Below are 19,528 nucleotides of genomic sequence, written 5' to 3' on the forward strand. Positions count from 1 at the left end.
GAATGTACCGTGCGTTTAAAAATCGCGAAAGAAAGCTTACTGAATGTTCTCTCACATGTCGTAGGAGCGGTTGAACGTCGCCATACCTTAAATATTCTTTCAAACCTGAAAATCCAGGTGACTGCTGAAGCTTTGACCGTCACTGGTTCGGATCTTGAAGTAGAACTGGTGGCCAGCACACAGTTGGCTGAAGGTGCATGCTTGCAAGCGGGTGAAACCACTGTTCCAGCACGTAAGCTGATTGATATCTGTAAATCTCTGCCATCAGCAGCCCTGATTGATCTGCAAATTACCGATGACCAGCGTTGTATCCTGAAATCTGGAAATAGTCGTTTTGTGCTCGGTACTTTGCCTGCGGATGACTATCCATTATTGAATACTGAAAATACTCAAGGCACACAAGTCACTGTGACTCAGCGCGAATTAAAACGTCTGTTTGAAAAAACGGCTTTCGCCATGGCAGTGCAGGACGTACGTTTTTACCTGACTGGTACTTTACTTGAAATTGACGCTAATCAGCTTCGTGCGGTAACGACAGATGGTCATCGTCTGGCATTGTGTGAAACAGCAGCCCAATCGACAGCAACTCAACCGATTCAAGCCATTGTTCCACGTAAGGCAGTCGCTGAACTGCAACGTTTATTAAGCGTTGAAGATGAACAACTCTTGTTGTTGATTGGTCGTGAATTATTGAATGTAACCATTCGTATGGCCAGCCGTGATAAAGAACAGGCTGATATCACAGTTCGTTTCACCACGAAACTGATTGATGGTAAATTCCCGGACTACCGCCGTGTAATTCCACGTGGCGGCGACAAGAATGTGATTATTGCGCATGACGTGTTTAAGCAATCCTTACAACGTGTGGCTATTCTAAGTAATGAAAAACTGCGTGGCGTATTCCTGAACTTTAATGCCGGTTCATTACAACTTCGTGCCAATAACCCAGAACAGGATGAGGCGATTGAAGATCTGGCGATCCAGTATGCAGATGCACCACTGGAAATGTCATTCAATGCGCAATACCTGATTGAAGTGCTAGGTGTACTGGACGGTGAAGATGTATCCATGACCATGACTGAAGCGAATCAGTCTGTGCTGGTTCAGGATCCATCTCATACCGATCAGACCTATGTCGTGATGCCAATGCGTGTCTAAGCGACAGCTAAGCTAAGCCAACGCCATGCATATTACGCGTCTTCATATTGAACGTGTACGAAACTTAAAAACGGTTGCACTCCAGGGATTGCAACCGTTTAATGTTTTTTATGGCCAAAATGGTTCGGGCAAGACTTCAGTACTGGAAGCTATTCATTTACTGGCCACAGGACGTTCCTTTCGTACCCATATCCCGAAAAATTACATTCAGCATGGCGCCTCGGATGCGATTGTGTTCGCCCAATCGGAAACTGAAAAAGTCGGCATGCAAAAAATGGCCAGCGGGGAACAGCTGATCAAGGTCAATGGCGATGCGATTGCAACCCAAGGTCAGCTTGCCAAGATGTTACCCTTACAAATGCTTGATCCGCAGAGTACCGATATTATCGATCATGGTGCCAAACCACGTCGTCAGCTTTTGGACTGGTTAATGTTCCACGTGGAACCAGGGTTTTATCATGCCTGGCAATATTATTCACGAGCCCTAAAACAGCGGAACAGTCTGCTTAAATCCAAACGTTTTCTAAGTTTGTCTGATCTGGAAGCGTGGAACCAGATGCTGAGCGAATATGGTGAGATTTTGCACTCCCAACGTGTCGGCATCATGGAACAGTGGAAGCCATTTTTTGAGGATGAACTCAAACATCTATTACCGGATCTGGAGATTTCTCTGGAATACAGTCCCGGCTTTCACAGTGAACATGGCCTGCTAAATGACCTATCCAATCATCATGACAAAGATGTAGAACGGCGCTATACCGAATATGGTCCACATCGCGCAGATTTGCGTCTCAAGACCCCTTTGGGGGATGCCGATGTGATCTTATCTCGCGGACAAAAAAAGCTTTTAATGATGGCACTTAAACTGTCGCAAATCGCAATGCTGCATTCTTGTAATAAGGAAACTGTGGTATTATTAGATGATGTGACAGCAGAATTAGATTTAACCGCACAACAACGTTTAATTGAGCGATTGAGCCAGCTTGGTAGTCAAGTTTTTATTACCACTTTAGACCATGAATCAGTACAAAAGCACCTACATGATCTGTCTATCTCATATCAGTTATTCAATGTTGAAAACGGTACAGTTCAAGTTGTTGTGCAATAGTTTTTAAATTTTTACCTATCTTTGGATAAACCTATCTTTCACTAGGGAGAAACCATGAGTTCAGAAGATCAAGCTGCTTCTCAAACAGAACAAACCACTGAAAAAGCTTATGATTCCTCTAGCATCAAGGTATTACGTGGTTTAGACGCAGTACGTAAGCGTCCAGGCATGTACATTGGTGATACAGACGATGGTACCGGCTTACACCATATGGTCTTCGAGGTCGTAGATAACTCGATTGATGAGGCGCTGGCAGGTCACTGTGATGAAATTTTAGTGACTATTCATGAAGATGAATCAGTTTCAGTATCAGATAATGGCCGTGGTATTCCGACTGACATTCACCCTGAAGAAGGCGTGTCTGCTGCAGAAGTGATTTTAACCATTCTGCATGCGGGCGGTAAGTTTGATGATAACAGCTATAAAGTCTCTGGTGGTCTGCACGGTGTAGGTGTATCCGTAGTAAATGCGTTATCAGAAAAATTGGAACTAACCATTCATCGCGCCGGTAAAATCCATGAACAGGAATATCGTCATGGTGATCCACAATTCCCTTTAAAAATGGTGGGCGAGACCGATAAGACCGGTACTCGCGTGCGTTTCTGGCCAAGTGCTGAAACCTTTAGTCAGACCATTTTTAATGTCGACATCCTGGCCCGTCGTTTACGTGAACTGTCCTTCCTGAATGCAGGTGTACGAATCGTATTACGTGACGAACGTATCAATGCCGAATACATTTTTGATTATGAAGGCGGTTTGGCTGAGTTTGTTAAGTACATTAACCAAGGTAAAACCCACCTGAATGATATTTTTCATTTCACCACTCAGGCAGAAAATGGCATTGGTGTAGAAGTTGCACTGCAATGGAATGATTCTTATCAGGAAAATGTACGCTGCTTTACCAACAACATCCCGCAAAAGGATGGCGGTACTCACTTAGCCGGTTTCCGTGCAGCACTGACCCGTGGTTTAAATAACTACATGGACAGTGAAAATATCCTGAAAAAAGAAAAAGTTGTGGTTTCAGGGGATGATGCGCGTGAGGGTTTGACTGCCATTGTGTCAGTAAAAGTACCTGATCCGAAATTCTCTTCACAAACCAAAGAAAAACTGGTGTCCAGTGAAGTGAAATCTGCCGTTGAGCAGTCCATGAACAAGGCATTCTCTGAATATCTGTTAGAGAATCCACAAGCGGCTAAATCAATTGCTGGCAAGATCATTGATGCAGCGCGTGCCCGTGATGCAGCGCGTAAAGCACGTGAAATGACCCGTCGTAAGAGCGCACTCGATATCGCCGGCCTTCCAGGTAAACTGGCGGATTGCCAAGAGAAAGATCCAGCTTTATCTGAACTGTACCTGGTCGAAGGTGACTCTGCGGGCGGTTCTGCAAAACAGGGCCGTAACCGTAAGATGCAGGCAATTCTGCCGCTAAAAGGTAAGATCCTGAACGTGGAACGTGCCCGTTTTGACCGTATGATTTCTTCTGCAGAAGTGGGTACGCTGATTACGGCACTCGGCTGTGGTATTGGTCGTGAAGAATATAACCCGGACAAGCTGCGTTATCACAAAATCATCATCATGACCGATGCTGACGTGGATGGTTCACACATTCGTACATTGCTGCTGACTTTCTTCTTCCGTCAAATGCCGGAACTAGTGGAACGCGGTCATATTTATATTGCACAGCCGCCGCTGTACAAGCTGAAAAAAGGCAAACAGGAACAGTACATCAAGGACAATGATGCGCTGGAAACTTACCTGATTTCGAATGCGATTGATGAGCTGGAACTGCATATCAGTGCCGATGCCCCTGCGATTCGTGGGGAAGCTCTGGCCAATGTGATTACCGATTATCAAACTTCACAAAAGAGTTTGGCACGTTTAACTGTACGTTATCCTGCAAGCTTGCTGGATGCCTTGATTTCACTGGAAGCATTCAAGCTAGATCAGCTGGAAGATAAAGCTTATGTAGAAACTTGGGGTGAAGACCTGCGTGCTGCGATTGAAAAAATCCAGCCAAGTTTACGCCCTGAACTAAGTCTAGAACGTTTTGAAAAAGACGTTGATGGCCAGATCGTAGAAAGCTGGTTGCCACGGATTACGATTTATGTGCATAACCTGCCGCATCACTATCTGCTAGATGCCAGCCTGCTCAGCTCAAGTGAATATGCGCGTTTATTGAAAAACTCGAAAAGCTGGTTCACGTTGCTTGAAGAGGGTGCTTATTTACAGAAAGGTGAGCGCAAGATTCAGGTCAGCAGTTTCCATCAGGTTTGGCAGCACATTCTGCAAGACTCTCGCCGCGGCATGATGATCCAGCGTTATAAAGGTCTGGGTGAGATGAACGCAGACCAGCTGTGGGAAACCACGATGGATCCGGAAAACCGTAACATGCTACAAGTGACGGTGCAGGATGCAATTGAAGCAGACCGCATGTTCTCTTGTTTGATGGGAGATGATGTGGAACCACGTCGTGCCTTCATTGAAGAAAATGCCTTGAATGCCGATATTGATACCTGATCTATCGGAATAAATCGAAACGAAAAAGCGCCTTTTAAGGCGCTTTTTTTACGTAAATTTTCTATTAATATCAGATGAACTGTTTAGAATAATTTTAATCTAAGCAGTTTTTAGACCAATGATCCGCTGATATTAGGTTTCAAACAAGCCTGGTTCAGGAGAATCAAGTCTTATTTATAAAGAGGTTTATCCATGGATAGCCAGCTTGAAGAAATACGTGAGATCTGGGCAAATGCATTCTACAGTGGCGACTATGATCTGCTGCGCCACTATGAACATCAGGACTTTCAGGTGATTTTTGAACAGGAAGGCCGTGTAGAAGGAAGTTATCTGCGTTATGACCGGATTGCTCATGCGGTACAAAACGGCGTATGGAAACCGCTGAAGCCAGAAATAGAATATGAAGAATACGAGTACAATGAAGACCAGACCGAATGCCGGATCTTGATTGGACTGGAAAATAATAAACAGCGTCTTCAGGAGATCTGGAAGCTAGAGGATGAATGGAAAATTCTAGAACTTAGATTTTTGAAATCCTAAACTTTCGATGATTTATCAAGTTAATTCGAAATTTTTTAAAAATACTTGAATAGTGTTATTTTAAATCTTGCTTAAACCCTGATCAATTGTGTGGATAACTACAAAGTTATCCATATTTTTTATGTGAATAAGATAGTATTTATCCACAAGTCATATTGTGTTTCTTGTCTTTCATTTTTTAAATTCAAATTTACTTTCTATATCTTGTGGATAAGTATTTTTAAATTTAAAATAGGGTTTTGAATTTAAAAGACTAGCTGGAGCCATATCTTCTCTGTTTTTGAAATTGACCAGTTCAGGTGATTTTTTATCTGTTTTTAATGGAAAAATTATATAAATAACTTAAAAATTAATAGCTTATATTAGTGTTGTAGATTTAATTAACAATCAGCGTGGAACATATTTTAATTATAAAAATCTTCACTGTAGTTAAACTACATAATTAATTTAATAATCAAGTGAAATTTCATTTTTTTCAATGAATCATAGGGTTATAGATTTTTCTAACTTTTACTCCTATGGTTTAATGCTTTTTTAAGTTTAGTCATCACATGACCTAGAGCCAGTTTATTTAATAACCAGGCAATAGATCTGAACTTTTAAAACTAAAAATAGAAAAAATACGATTTATGAAATAAGTGTAAAAATAAAAAAAAGCGCCTAACGGCGCTTTCTATTTTTTTAATCATTCTATTTATGGGGTCAGAATAATCTTGCGGCAGTCTTCTTCACGTTTATCAAAAATACGGTAGCCTTCAGCAGCTTCTTCCAGTTTCATGCGATGGGTGATAATCACTTCTGGAGACAGCTGGCCATTTTCTACATATTCAAGTAATTGTGGCAGGAATTTATGCACATGGGTCTGCCCCATTTTAAAGGTCAGTCCTTTATCGAAGGCATCACCAAACAGGAAGCCATGAATTGGGCCAGCATATACACCTGGCACACTCACCACGCCACCACGGCGTACTGCCGCAATACATTGACGTAGGGCAAAGCCGCTCGAACCTTCAATTTTTAGATTCGTCATCACCGTTTCAAGTAAACTGCCTTTGGCCTCGAAACCAATCGCATCAATGACGGCATCAACACCACGATGACCGGCAGTATTCTGAATAATATATTCAGCTGCATCGACTTCATCAAAATTCACTGGAATTGCACCATAAGTCTGATGGGCGAAACGCAGGCGGTAAGAGTGGTGATCGACTATAAAGATTTGCTCTGCGCCCAGCATACGTGCGCAGGCAGCCGACAGTAAACCAACCGGGCCAGCACCATATATCGCAACACTGGAACCGCGAGTGACCTGGGCATTGGTTACAGCCTGCCATGCAGTAGGCAAGATATCGGTAAGGAACAGGACTTTTTCATCCGGTAATGACCCCGGTACTTTAAATGGGCCTACATTACCTTTGGGTACACGGACATATTCCGCCTGTCCACCTGGTACACCGCCATATAAATGGCTATAACCAAATAGAGCTGCACCTGGTGGAATCTGTTTTTTATTGATAATTGCACCACGGCCAGTATTGGTATTCTCACAGGCAGCCATCAGTTCATGTTCACAGAAAAAGCAGTGACCACATGCAATCACGAAAGGAATAATTACCCGGTCACCTTTTTTCACTTCTGTGACTTCAGGACCAACTTCTTCTACAATTCCCATAAATTCATGGCCAAAAATATCGCCATCTTCAGTGGCCGGAATTTTACCCCGGTATAGATGCAGATCTGAGCCACAGATGGCAGTCGCTGTCACCCTTAAAATGACGTCATCTGGTTCCTGAATCACTGGATCTGGAACGGATTCAACTCGTACATCCCGAGCACCATGATAGGTAAGAGCACGCATACGGATTTCCTCTCTCTAGTTCAACATTAAACAGACTCGTATCAAGGCTGCCAAAAATAAAAACACTTTTATTAGAGCCTTATGCACTAAGAAATCGCTGTAAATTAATGTATGAAATAAGACATCCGAGTGTTTAAAAAATAAACTTATATAGGATTTGCGTAATTCACTACAAAATATGTCAAAAATGGTTTCGATGAAGAAATCAGGGAAAAGATGGAGAGAGCAATATATAAAAAGTATAAAAAAAGAGATTAGCTCCAGTTGTAGCTAATCTCCAAGATTTGAATCAAGGTTTAAAACTTAACCTTCCTGAAAAGATTGCTCCAAACTTTCCAGCTCCATCATCAGTTCTAGCATTTGCTCTTCGGCAGTTTCCAGTTTCTGTTTCAGTTCAGTCTGCTCGTTCATGAGTTTCAGCAAGTCATCTTTACGTGCAGCTTCATATAAAGCGCTATCTGCCAGCAATTCTTCAATTTCTGCCAGACGTGGCTGTAGTTTGTCGATTTGAGCTTCACATTTTTCAATATTCTTGCGAATCGGACGAGTCTGCTCACGACGCTGGGCGGCCAGTTTACGCTGTGCTTCCTTATCTACTTTGGCTACAACTACAGGTTTAGTTTCTGTTTCTACTACCTGTCCTTTGGCTAAGGCATTCTGCGCATTAATCTGCTGTTGACGTGCTTCACGTAACCATTTGGCATAGTCCTGTAGATCTCCTTCAAATTCGGTACAACGTCCGGCATGCACTAACAGCAATTCATCACATACTGTCGCAATCAATTGACGTTCATGCGAAACCAGTACCACCGCACCTTCAAAATCCTGCAAAGCCATAGTCAGGGCATGGCGCATATCCAGGTCCAGATGGTTAGTCGGTTCATCGAGAATCAGTACATTTGGACGCTGCCAAACAATTAAAGCCAAAGCCAAACGTGCACGTTCCCCCCCAGAGAAACTCTCACATGGGGTATCCATGCGCTCACCGCTAAAACCGAAACTGCCGAGGAAAGAACGTAAAGAAGCTTCACTGATTTTTGGATCGGCGATGCGCGCCAGTTGTAGCGTTGGGCTGGCATTAGCGTCCAAAGCATCCATCTGGTGCTGAGCAAAATAGCCAATATTGAGTAATTCTGAGGCCTTGCGTTGACCATTTAATAACGGCAAATCTCCGACTAAGGTTTTGATCAGGGTTGATTTACCCGCACCATTCATCCCCAATAAACCGATGCGTGAATTTGGAGTGATTTGCAGATTAATTTTGCTGGCAATCGATTTATCGCCATAACCAATTTCCGCCTGTTCCAAGGCCAGAAGTGGTGAACTCATTTTGGTCGGTTCACGGAAACTGAAGGTAAAAGGTGTATCGACATGAGCAGGGGCGAGATCCTGCATGCGCTCCAGCATTTTAATCCGACTTTGGGCCTGACGTGCTTTGGTCGCTTTGGCTTTGAAACGGTCAATAAATTTTTGTAGATGTGCCCGGGCTTCCTGCTGTTTCTCAAAGGCCTGTTGCTGTTGCGCCAGACGTTCACTACGGGTCACTTCAAAAGTTGAATAATTGCCGGTATAGAGGGTGAGTTCCTGATTTTCGATATGCAGAATATGATCCGTCACGGCATCCAGAAAATCACGGTCATGCGAAATTAGCACTAAAGTGCCTTCATACGCCTTTAACCAATCTTCGAGCCACAAGATCGCATCCAGATCCAAGTGGTTGGTTGGCTCATCGAGTAATAGCAGGTCGGAACGGCTCATCAGGGTACGGGCCAAATTCAGTCGCATCCGCCAACCGCCTGAAAAACTGGAAACATCCAGGCGGATCTGATGATCCATAAAGCCCAGACCGGCCATTAACTGAGCTGCTTTTGATGGTGCAGAATAGCCATGAATCTCGTCGAAACGACCATGTAGCTGTGCCAGTTCTGCATCGGACAGCTGTTCTGGATGCGCAAGTTTGGCCTGTATATCCCAATACTCTTCATCGCCTGACAGAACAAAATCAATGGCCGGCATATCTAGTGCTTTAATTTCCTGAGCCATATGCGCTACGGTCCACACGGATGGACGGGTTAGTGAACCTTCATCTGCACTGAGCTCATCTAAAAGAGCCGCAAACAGGGTTGATTTTCCTGCGCCATTCACGCCGGTTAAACCAATTTTCCAGCCGGGATGAAGCTGCATGGAGGCTTTTTGAAATAACACTCGCCCACCACGGCGTAACGAAAGTTGGTCTAACTGAATCATTGAACTTACTAACAAGAGCAAAAGAGAATGCCGCTATTCTAATGGAAAGCCGGAAGAAAACAAAAAATCTTCGTTGCAGCTTATCCTGTTCAGGCTTTAAAAATTTATAGATTCATATATGATGAATTATATTTTGAGTAAATACTCTATTTTGTTTAAAAACCGAAAGATAGAGCCATCAAGGTTCATAATAATATTGAGTAGAATAAAAATGAAAAATAGATTTTTAATTTTATCCGCACTGGGCCTATGGGCTTCAAGTGCACATGCTGCCCCAGTCAATGTCTGTGTATTTGATTTACTGGGAAAATCGGGTGAATCCTTCAAGCTGCTGGAAGAGTGGGCATTGGCCAGCAAGCAGTGGGGGGCTACGGTTCAATTGATTGCTTATCAGGATGAAGCTAAAGTCGATCAGGATGCCAAAGCCGGAAAATGCGATGGCTTCTATATAACGTCCATGCGTGCGCGAGCTTATAACAAATTTGCCGGCTCCATTGATGCGATTGGCGGCGTTCCTAATAATGACATTGCCATGAAAGCGGTGAGTTATGTGCTGGATAAACGTAATACCAAGCGCATGACCACCCAGATTGGCAAGGAAAAATTTGAAGTAGCCGGTATTGGCCAGATTGGTCCTGCTTATATCTTTGTCCGTGATCGTAATATGGATAAGTTAGAACATATTAAAGGCAAGAAGTTTGCGGTTCTACATTATGACTATGCCCAAACGATTATGGTGAACCGGGTAGAAGCCGTACCGGTGAATTCGGAAATTTCCAATTTCATCCGTAAATTTAATCAGGGTGAAGTGGATATTGTGGCAGCGCCCGCTTATGCCTTTAAACCTCTTGAAGTAACTAAAGGGCTGGGGCAGAAAGGAGCCATGATCAACTTTCCGGTGGTAAATGTCACGGCAGATCTGATTATTCGACCGGATAAATTTCCGGAACAATTTGCAGCCAATTCCCGACAATGGTTTGTTAAGCAGTTACCCCGCAGCTTCGCGATGGTAAAACGGATGGAAGCAGAAATCCCACGTAAATATATTCTGAACCTGAGTCGTGAGGAACAGGTCAGTTATCAGAAAATTCTGCGTGAAGGACGCATGGATTTAACCAAACAGGGCATTTATGACGCTGGCATGATGACAGTATTAAAACGGGCACGTTGTACTGTGGAAAGAACTAATTTCGAATGCTCAATCAGTGGTGAATAGTTTTAAAATCATGTATATCTTTGTAACTACAGCGAATGAAATGTAATTCAAAGTAGCCAAGTTTAAATATTAAGAGACTGATATATTTATAAAAAAATCGGATAAAGGAAATTAAGAAAAGCTGATTTATCTTTATAGGCCAAAAAACGGCTTTTATCTGGAGTAAATGCTCTATTTTTTTGAAATAAATTTGCTTAATATTTGACGCGTGTACGGACACTCAGCTAACAACAAGATTTCAAAGGATAACTAAAATGAAAAAAACACTCTTATCATTGGCTGCATTTTCTGCATTTGGTTTTGCAGGTGTGGCACATGCAGAAAAGGTCGATATCTGTGTGTTTGACCTACTTGGTAAATCTGGCGAGTCTTTCCAGATGGCTCAGGAATGGGCGCTGGCAGCAAAAGGCTGGGGCGCAGATATCAATCTGATCGCCCGTCAGGATGAAGCCGTCGCTGACAATGACTTTAAGGCTGGCAAATGTGATGGTGTATTCATGACCGCCATGCGTGCCCGTCAATACAACAAGTTTGCCGGTTCAATCGATGCCTTAGGTGGTGCTCCAAGTAATGCCATTGCACAGCGTGCGATTAGCTTCGCTTTGGATAAGCGTAATGCCGCTAAAATGGTCACGACCATGGGCGGTAAAAAATATGAGGTGGCCGGGATTGCACCACTGGGTTCAGCTTTTATCTTTGTGCGTGACAAAAACATCAACTCCATTGAAAAAGCGGCAGGCAAGAAGTTTGCTGTTCTTGGCTATGATGATGCGCAAAAAATCATGGTTCAACGTGTAGGTGCTCAGGCTGTAGTGTCTGATGTATCTAACTTCGTAGCCAAGTTTAATAATGGTCAGGTCGATATGGTGGGTGCACCGGCATATGCGTACAAGCCACTCGAAATCTATAAAGGTTTGGGCAATAGCGGTGCGATGTTTAATTTCCCGGTACTGCATGTCACTTCTGACTTTGTGATTCGTCCGGAAAAATTCCCGGCTGGTTTCGGCCAGAAGTCTCGTGACTGGTTCATTAAAAACCTGCCTAAGAGCATGGCGATGATCAACCGTCTGGAAGCCGGTATTCCAGCGAAATATAAGCTGAATCTGAGTGCAGAAGATAAAACCAAGTACCAGAAGTTATTACGTGAAGGGCGTATGGATATGACCAAGCGTGGAATCTATGATGCCAGCATGATGTCGGTACTGAAACGTGCGCGTTGCTCTGTCGATAAAGCCAACTTTGAATGTTCACTTTCTGGCGAATAATTTGATTTTTAAGGAAAAAAGCTTAGATTTATCTAAGCTTTTTTTATATTAAACAAAGTCAGATCTGCCATTGCAGATCATAGCAAAGCAGTTAAGCTGATTAAAAATAATGCTTTCATGTTTGGTATAAAAAACAATAACATGTAGCACTTAAAGCAGATAACAAAAACAAGGCAATCAAGGAAAGCAAAATGATGCAGAGAGGATGGAAAGCCCTGGCTGTAGGTGCAGCACTCGCGGCAGTCTCAGGCCTGGCTCAGGCTAAACAGGTAGTATGTGTATTCGATCTGGTCGGCAAAAATGGCGACGTCTATGCTGTAATGAAAGACTATCAACTGGCCGCAAAAAACTGGGGTGCTGATATCGAGCTTAGGGTAAATACCAATGAAGCTGTCGTCGCAGAAGATTTTAAAGCTGGTAAATGTGATGGGATCAGTGTTACCGGTATGCGCGGCCGTCAGTTCAACCGCTTTACCGGTTCACTCGATGCGATTGGCGCGATTCCAGATTTGAACCTTGCAGTTAAAGTGATGCAAGGCCTGGCGAGTCCGACCTTTGCCAAGCTCATGGTTCAAGGCAAGTATGAAGTCGCAGGGGTGATTCCGGTAGGTGATGCCTTCCTGATGGTCAATGACCGGAGCATTAATACGGTTGCGAAAGCAGCAGGTAAAAAATTTGCTGTACTTGACTATGATGAAGCACAAAAAATAATGGTTCAGCAAGTGGGTGCACAGGCAGTCAGCGCCGATGTGACCAACTTTGGCTCTAAATTTAACAATGGTCAGGTCGATATTATTGGCGCGCCAGCTGCTGTATTTAAACCACTCGAGCTGCATAAAGGTTTGGGCAGTAAGGGCGCCATTGTGAATTATCCGGTGTTGCAGGTCACTGGTAATATCATTATTCGTCCGGATAAATTCCCGGTCGGATATGGACAAAAATCACGTGAATGGGTGAAAAGCCAGTTACCACGTGCTTTTGGAATTTTAGGTAAAATGAAGGCAGATATTCCCTCTAAATACTGGATGGATATTCCTGAGGCAGATAAACCGGGTTACCAAAAGCTGATGCGTGATTCGCGGATTGATCTGACCAAACGGGGTATTTATGACAAACGCATGATGAAGTTGCTCTGGCAATTCCGCTGCAAGCAGAATCCGAAAAACTTCGAATGTGCATTACAGGATGAGAACTATAAACAATCCTGATAAAATTACTCTGATTTGACTTTTAATCTGTACAGACTGACCATATATTGAGTGTGTTATACTCGAAATATGGTCTTTTCTTTTTAAAGACATTCCATTCAACAGAGGAATCCGCCATGAATGCTCAAGCGCTTGTGCTCACCGACAATGCCGCAAATAAAGTACGCCAGTTGCGTGACAGTGAAGGTAACCAAGACTTAATGCTCCGTGTGTATGTCACCGGTGGCGGCTGTTCAGGTTTCTCTTATGGCTTTAACTTTGCGGAAAGCCAAAATGAAGATGATGCAGAATTCGTCAATGGCGATGTCAAAATGCTGGTCGATTCTCTGAGCTATCAATATCTGGTTGGTTCAGTGGTTGACTATGTTGAAGGTCTGGAAGGTTCACGTTTTGTGGTACAAAACCCGAATGCTACGACGACCTGTGGTTGTGGATCTTCATTCTCGATCTAATACATATCAAGTTGAATAAAAAAGTCCTCGTATGAGGACTTTTTTATATCTGAAGAAAGCTTAGCTTTCTAATTTGACTGCTTCAAGCAGGTCAAAAATCACTGTAGTGACATCCTGACTCAGTTCGCGGTTATTAAATATCTCGTAGGCTGTAATAGTAATGTCCGTATCGCTCGGCAATAGACGCTGTTCCTCTTCAATCAAGTCATTGATCGGCAATAAGGTTTGTTTCACTTGCAGATGCAAAATATCCTTAAATTCAAGATTTTCATCATCTAGCTCGATCAGCTGTTCATTGAAATAAGGCAGCAAAATTGAATGAAGATAAGGTTGAATATCCTCGATATCAAAGATCTCGATATCACGGGTTTCATCAATCGTACTAATGTGGTCATTTACTTCAATTAAAATATGGTAGTAACTCACATGAATCTCCAAGAAAGTTGGCCTAAGACGTCCTACTGTTCTTCACAATAACATGAAATGAAACCGGGTTGTATTTTTACTAGCCTAAACACATAAATAATTTAGGGAGTTAAAACCTGAATTTTATCGGGTATATAACAGGGTCTTGTCTGCTGGACGCAGTTTGAAATCTTGCAGATTCTGTTCACCCAATACTGGATACATCAAGGCTTCCGGATCATTATGATGATAGAGACCCAAGGCATGGCCCAGCTCATGTGCCAAAGTTAAACGTAAATCATCTTTGGCATCAAACTGATAAATCTGGATCTTATCTCCCATAAAAATACCCTTATGAAACTGGCGTGGGGGAAAGCGCTGCTGGGCCTGCTGAATATTTCGCTGATGACTTTGCACACTGTTTTGATGAACAGAAACTTGCTGGTTAAATGAGGATAGCTGTTCCTGAAGATAGGCATATTCGCGTTTAAAATTTTCCAGTTTAGGCTTGAGCATTTCCATCTCATACTGAAGCTGTTCACGCTCGGTAGATGAGCTGGCCTGTTGACGGCGTTGCAATAGGGTTTGAAATTCAAATTCCAGCTGACTTTTTTGCTGAATCAGTCGTTGCTGCTGATCTTCTAGATTTTTCTGCGAAACTTGCAGATTGCTGACTTCACGCTGATATCTGGCTTCATCGGCAAGTAACTTTTTTTCGACCTTTTTAAAGGCTTCATAGTCCTGTTGGCGTTGATCATAGATCAGTTGAATAGCCAGCTGAGCATTCTCATCATAAACCATCAGATCATCACGATTGGTTCCTTCATGCCAGATCTGAATTGCTTCCTGACCTAATTGAATGACTTCATCACGGGTCAGGCCAAAACCCGGATCGACCTGATCAATCCGGAAACGTAGGCGCGTATCAAAAGGATGGGTTAAACGATCAGCCAGTGAATTAAATTTTAATTGTGGATGGGTCTTGGTTTGTAGATGCAAAAACAATGACACAATGAAAACGACAATCCCCAGAAAGCTTAAAAGACGCATAGTGTTTTTTAAAATATTGTTTGGCTCAATGTAGCTAAAAAAACAGCAAAATCCTAGCGTCAGAGCGATAAAGACCGTGCTTATGCACGGTTCTGCTCAGGTTAGATTATGATTTTTTACCTTTCCACTGCTCAACCTGTCTTGGCATATTGGAATGATAAATAAAACCAAGGCCTATACCATTCAATAAGAAGATCATAAATTCAATTAAATATTTCAGGTTATAGGAAATGTCTGGTTTGGTGATTAAAGGCATACAGCGTGATTTCAGATTTAAAGATCTGGAAAATAATATAGCTCAGAAGTCCAATACCTAAAATGATAAAACCTTTTCCGGAAGGATAGCGCTGAGGTACAGCCAGGATCAGCAACACAATGATGGCAATCAGAAAGCCTAAGGAAAAAGAAGCTTCAATTCCGAAGGTTTGCAGGTAATTAAAAGGCGCTAGTACCACATTCGGCGGTAAGATCAGAAGCAGATTACCCATCGGGTAGAGCAGCATGATCGCAAGCCCGGAAGCCAGAAGAAAAAGCTTAATAAAATTCTGCATACGTTTTTATTTTTAAGTTATTTATTTCATTATAGTTTAATTAAAAAAGATTCTATTGCCTATGCGTTGAGCAAAAAAAGACCGCATAAAATGCGGTCTTTTTCTCAAAGTGACAAATTATTTTTTGTCATCTTTTACTTCAGTGAATTCAGCATCAACTACGCCGTCATCTGCTTTTTGAGCTTGGTCTTCGCCGCCTTGGAATGCATTAGGATCGAAACCTTGTGCACCGCCTTGGCCTTGAGCTGATTCATAAGCACGCTGAGTGATCGGCATAATAATGTTTTGCAATGCTTCAGTTTTCGCTTTGATTGCTTCAACATCATTTTCTTTCGTAGACGCTTCTAACTCAGAAACCGCAGTTTCGATTGCAGTTTTTTCGTCAGCAGTCACTTGTTCACCAAGATCTTTTACTGCTTTTTGAGCAGAAGAAACTAGCGCATCCGCTTCGTTACGTGCTTTTGCAAGCTCTTCAAACTTACGGTCTTCTTCAGCATTCGCTTCAGCATCTTTGATCATTGCTTCGATTTCAGCATCAGACAAACCTGAGTTTGCTTTGATCTGGATAGATTGCTCTTTACCAGTGCTCTTATCTTTCGCAGATACTTTCAAGATACCATCCGCGTTGATATCGAATGATACTTCAATTTGTGGCACACCACGTGGAGCAGGTGGGATGTCGCCTAACTGGAAGTTACCCAACAATTTGTTTTGTTGAGCCATTTTACGTTCACCTTGGTAAACTGAAATGTCTACAGCAGGCTGGTTGTCCGCAGCAGTTGAGAACACTTGAGATTTCTTCGCAGGAATCGTCGTGTTTTTCTCAATGATTGGAGTCAATACGCCACCCATGGTTTCAATACCAAGAGTTAGTGGAGTTACGTCAAGAAGAAGTACGTCAGTTTTGTCACCAGACAATACTGCACCTTGGATCGCTGCACCCATTGCGACTGCTTCGTCCGGGTTCACGTCTTTACGTGGCTCACGACCGAAGAATTCTTGTACTTTTTGTTGTACAAGTGGCATACGAGACTGACCACCAACCAGAATCACGTCAGAGATGTCAGAAGTTGAAAGACCTGCATCTTTCAGCGCAATCTTACAAGGCTCGATGGTACGAGCTACAAGATCAGCAACCAAACCTTCAAGTTTTGCACGAGTCACGTTGATCACTAAGTGTTTAGGACCAGTCGCATCTGCAGTGATGTATGGAAGGTTGATTTCAGTTGCGTTAGAAGAAGAAAGCTCGATTTTTGCTTTTTCAGCTGCTTCTTTCAGACGTTGTAACGCAAGTGGATCGTTTTTCAAGTTCACGTTTTGTTCTTTCTTGAACTCTTCAACCAGGTAGTCAATCAATGCATTATCGAAGTCTTCACCACCAAGGAATGTATCACCGTTGGTAGATAACACTTCAATTTGCTGGTCGCCATCAAGGTCAGCGATTTCGATGATGGATACGTCGAAAGTACCACCACCCAAGTCGTATACAGCAACTTTACGGTCACCTTCTTTCTTGTCCATACCGAACGCAAGAGCAGCAGCAGTTGGTTCGTTGATGATACGTTTAACTTCTAGGCCTGCGATTTTACCTGCATCCTTAGTTGCTTGACGTTGTGCATCGTTGAAGTAAGCAGGAACAGTAATCACCGCTTCAGTCACTGTTTCACCCAGATAGTCTTCTGCAGTTTTCTTCATTTTTTTCAGAACTTCTGCAGAGATCTGTTGTGGTGCAAGTTTCTTATCGTTTACTTCAACCCAAGCATCGCCATTGTCTGCTTTGATGATTTTGTATGGCACCAGACCGATATCTTTTTGTACTGCCTGGTCTTCATAACGACGACCGATCAGACGTTTGATCGCGAATAATGTGTTTTTAGGGTTCGTTACCGCTTGGCGTTTAGCTGATTGACCGACCAGAATTTCACCATCTTTGTACGCAATAATAGATGGAGTTGTACGTGCGCCTTCAGCGTTTTCGATAACTTTAACTTTGTCGCCTTCAAGTACTGCAACACATGAGTTTGTAGTACCTAAGTCAATACCAATGATTTTAGCCATTTGGATGTTTCCTCAAAAATTTTTTTGTGATTTACACTTATTATCCGATATGAGAGCCGTTCAATTTTTTTCAAGTAAGTTTTTAGAAAAAATTTCACAAACTCCCGAATTTATTTAGCTTAAGCGCCAACCATAACCATTGCAGGACGTAATAAACGGCCGTTCAGGGCATAACCTTTTTGCAAGACTGTACCGATCTCATTGGCTTTGGCATCTGGTGCAATACCGACTGCCTGATGTAACTCGGCATTAAAACCATTCTCGGTATCAACTACGACCACACCAAATTTTTCTAATGTTGTCAGTAAACCTTTTAAGGTTAGTTCTACGCCTTCCCGTAACGGGCCTTGTTCTTCACCCGCAGCGAGAATTGCACGTTCCAGGTTATCTACAGTTTCTAACAGCTCTTTAGAGAACTTTTCCAAAACAGTATCTTTATGCTTTTCTGATTCGCGCTGAATGCGTTCTACACTTTTTTGTGCCTCATATACGGCATTTGCAGTACGTGCTTTTTCCAGTTTTAAATCGCCTTCAAGCTGTGCGATTTGTTCCTGTAAAGACTCAACGGTAACTTCAGCTTGTTCAGGTTCAGCTTGAGCTGTTTGTTGTTCCGTTTGCTCTTGCTCAAGTTCTTGAGCTTGATCGTTTTGCTCAGTCGCCATTGATTTACTCCGTTTAAATGGGTTCTTAAACATGTACAGTCCTTGGGCGTCAGAGTTAACTGCGTTAATACTGAACTGCCATGATTGAAATTTTTAATTATTTAAAGAAATCGGGGCAGGGGCAAAAAATTCAAGCACAAATACAGATTAATTTTAAGATTTATTTGGATTTAATGACTTTAATAAAAGCAGCATCGTATTTTTAGATAGGAATAATAATTTTTATCTGTTTTAAATATTTTTAAGACCGGTACATCATGGCGTCATTAACAGCGACCTTGTTCGGAGGAGAGAGCTGAACCAGGTTGCTGTTGCCTTATTTTTTAAACTGTTTTTCCAGTCGGATCCCTCACATATGGTCCGGCTTCTTTTTGTCCAGATTATTTTTTAGACATAAAAGCGATTAATAACTAAGCAATAAAGTATTACAAAAAAAATGAGCAACGCTATATTATTCATTTCAGATTCTATCGCTGTAGTTTCTTCTCTTTTTTAGAAATGTGTTTTCGTGGCTTATCTTTTCTCTAGATAAGCCTTTTTTTTGCCTGAAATTTGCTACGATTTTCGACTTATAAAATGGGATCATCTTCATCAAGACTATGCTGAGTGAAAACATTTCTTCTATTAAAAGAAAATGACTGGAATGAGATCAAAACTATAAAACTCAGTCCATAAAAAAGCCCTGATTTAAATCAGGGCCTCTCTTTTTATTTAATATTCTGCCTAATCACGACGATTATGTGGTCGCTGCTGTTCTTGTTTACGTCGCTGATCATTCCAGCGTGGATTATTAGAGCGGTTTTGCTGAACCCGTTTACGCTGCTGTTCTCCCACTTTCTTACGTTGTTCCAGCTGCTGGCGACGTTTACGTTCGGCCTGCGCCTGTTTCTGACGCTGATTACTCAGATTTTTGCGTTGCTGTTCCAGACGTTGTCGTTCCAGTTGAGTTTTACGCCGGTCCAGTTCTATTTGCCGACGCCGTTCCTGTTCCCAGTTACGCTGCTGAATATTTTTGCGACGTTCCAGTTCCAGTCTTTTACGCTGCTGTTCGTATTCCCAGCGTTGCCGGTCATAGCGACGGTCTTGATCATAACGATAATCATAACCTCGATCGTGACGGTCATAACGTCCGTCATAATAACCATCATCAGGAAAAGCCACACAGCCTACGGCTAAAAATGCAGTGGCTAAAGATACCGTTATTATTTTTATCGCCATAAGCTATCTCCT

16 protein-coding genes are annotated in these 19,528 nt (G+C 42.5%); 8 read left to right on the forward strand and 8 right to left on the reverse strand.

Translation table 11 applies throughout. The features are described from left to right. Positions 1-9: 9 nt before the first annotated feature. The 4 genes from dnaN (at position 10) to F897_RS02870 (ending at position 5,326) form a co-directional block, all read left to right on the forward strand. Entirely contained in the window at positions 10-1,158 is a 1,149-nt protein-coding gene (dnaN, locus tag F897_RS02855; RefSeq protein WP_005233130.1) for a DNA polymerase III subunit beta, read from the forward strand. A 25-nt stretch (positions 1,159-1,183) separates the two neighbouring features. Beyond that, positions 1,184-2,266 (forward strand): DNA replication/repair protein RecF, encoded by a 1,083-nt coding sequence (gene recF, locus F897_RS02860; protein ID WP_005233131.1) that lies wholly within the window; start codon positions 1,184-1,186, stop codon positions 2,264-2,266. A gap of 54 nt (positions 2,267-2,320) precedes the next feature. Continuing rightward, complete coding sequence (gene gyrB / locus F897_RS02865) at positions 2,321-4,786, forward strand: DNA topoisomerase (ATP-hydrolyzing) subunit B (RefSeq protein WP_005233132.1); 2,466 nt, start codon at positions 2,321-2,323, stop codon at positions 4,784-4,786. A 192-nt stretch (positions 4,787-4,978) separates the two neighbouring features. Further along, on the forward strand, positions 4,979-5,326 hold the full coding sequence (locus F897_RS02870; RefSeq protein WP_004780355.1) for a hypothetical protein: 348 nt from the start codon (positions 4,979-4,981) through the stop codon (positions 5,324-5,326). Positions 5,327-6,020: 694 nt separating this feature from the next. Here F897_RS02870 and F897_RS02875 read toward each other — a convergent pair. Beyond that, complete coding sequence (locus tag F897_RS02875) at positions 6,021-7,184, reverse strand: zinc-dependent alcohol dehydrogenase (protein WP_005233133.1); 1,164 nt, start codon at positions 7,182-7,184, stop codon at positions 6,021-6,023. A 303-nt stretch (positions 7,185-7,487) separates the two neighbouring features. Beyond that, positions 7,488-9,431, reverse strand: a complete 1,944-nt coding sequence (locus tag F897_RS02880; RefSeq protein ID WP_005233135.1) for an ATP-binding cassette domain-containing protein — start codon at positions 9,429-9,431, stop codon at positions 7,488-7,490. 211 nt (positions 9,432-9,642) lie between these two features. On the opposite strand from F897_RS02880, the gene F897_RS02885 reads away from it, so the two are divergent. The 4 genes from F897_RS02885 to erpA all read left to right on the forward strand — a co-directional run bounded on the left by F897_RS02885 (position 9,643) and on the right by erpA (position 13,572). Beyond that, positions 9,643-10,647 (forward strand): putative solute-binding protein, encoded by a 1,005-nt coding sequence (locus F897_RS02885; RefSeq protein ID WP_005233137.1) that lies wholly within the window; start codon positions 9,643-9,645, stop codon positions 10,645-10,647. Between the two features lie 254 nt (positions 10,648-10,901). After that, the gene (locus tag F897_RS02890; RefSeq protein ID WP_004780360.1) at positions 10,902-11,912 is read left to right on the forward strand and encodes a putative solute-binding protein; all 1,011 of its coding nucleotides are present in this window, start codon (positions 10,902-10,904) and stop codon (positions 11,910-11,912) included. Positions 11,913-12,106: 194 nt separating this feature from the next. Then, on the forward strand, positions 12,107-13,120 hold the full coding sequence (locus F897_RS02895; RefSeq protein WP_034580736.1) for a putative solute-binding protein: 1,014 nt from the start codon (positions 12,107-12,109) through the stop codon (positions 13,118-13,120). 116 nt (positions 13,121-13,236) lie between these two features. Further along, complete coding sequence (gene erpA / locus F897_RS02900) at positions 13,237-13,572, forward strand: iron-sulfur cluster insertion protein ErpA (RefSeq protein ID WP_004780362.1); 336 nt, start codon at positions 13,237-13,239, stop codon at positions 13,570-13,572. 60 nt (positions 13,573-13,632) lie between these two features. Here the strand turns inward: erpA and F897_RS02905 are convergent, their stop codons facing one another. The 6 genes from F897_RS02905 to F897_RS02930 all read right to left on the reverse strand — a co-directional run bounded on the left by F897_RS02905 (position 13,633) and on the right by F897_RS02930 (position 19,516). Next, entirely contained in the window at positions 13,633-14,010 is a 378-nt protein-coding gene (locus F897_RS02905) for a hypothetical protein (RefSeq protein ID WP_162835342.1), read from the reverse strand. 111 nt (positions 14,011-14,121) lie between these two features. Then, positions 14,122-15,027 carry a matrixin family metalloprotease gene (locus tag F897_RS02910; protein WP_005233139.1) on the reverse strand — a complete coding sequence of 302 codons (906 nt, stop codon included), beginning with the start codon at positions 15,025-15,027 and terminating at the stop codon, positions 14,122-14,124. Positions 15,028-15,248: 221 nt separating this feature from the next. Then, the gene (locus tag F897_RS02915) at positions 15,249-15,578 is read right to left on the reverse strand and encodes a hypothetical protein (RefSeq protein WP_005233140.1); all 330 of its coding nucleotides are present in this window, start codon (positions 15,576-15,578) and stop codon (positions 15,249-15,251) included. A 117-nt stretch (positions 15,579-15,695) separates the two neighbouring features. Then, positions 15,696-17,636 (reverse strand): molecular chaperone DnaK, encoded by a 1,941-nt coding sequence (dnaK, locus tag F897_RS02920; protein WP_004780370.1) that lies wholly within the window; start codon positions 17,634-17,636, stop codon positions 15,696-15,698. 119 nt (positions 17,637-17,755) lie between these two features. Next, on the reverse strand, positions 17,756-18,298 hold the full coding sequence (grpE, locus tag F897_RS02925) for a nucleotide exchange factor GrpE (protein ID WP_004780371.1): 543 nt from the start codon (positions 18,296-18,298) through the stop codon (positions 17,756-17,758). Positions 18,299-19,021: 723 nt separating this feature from the next. Further along, positions 19,022-19,516 (reverse strand): hypothetical protein, encoded by a 495-nt coding sequence (locus tag F897_RS02930; RefSeq protein ID WP_004780373.1) that lies wholly within the window; start codon positions 19,514-19,516, stop codon positions 19,022-19,024. Positions 19,517-19,528 lie beyond the last annotated feature (12 nt).

Source organism: Acinetobacter variabilis (assembly GCF_000369625.1).
Taxonomy (GTDB): Bacteria; Pseudomonadota; Gammaproteobacteria; order Pseudomonadales; family Moraxellaceae; genus Acinetobacter; species Acinetobacter variabilis.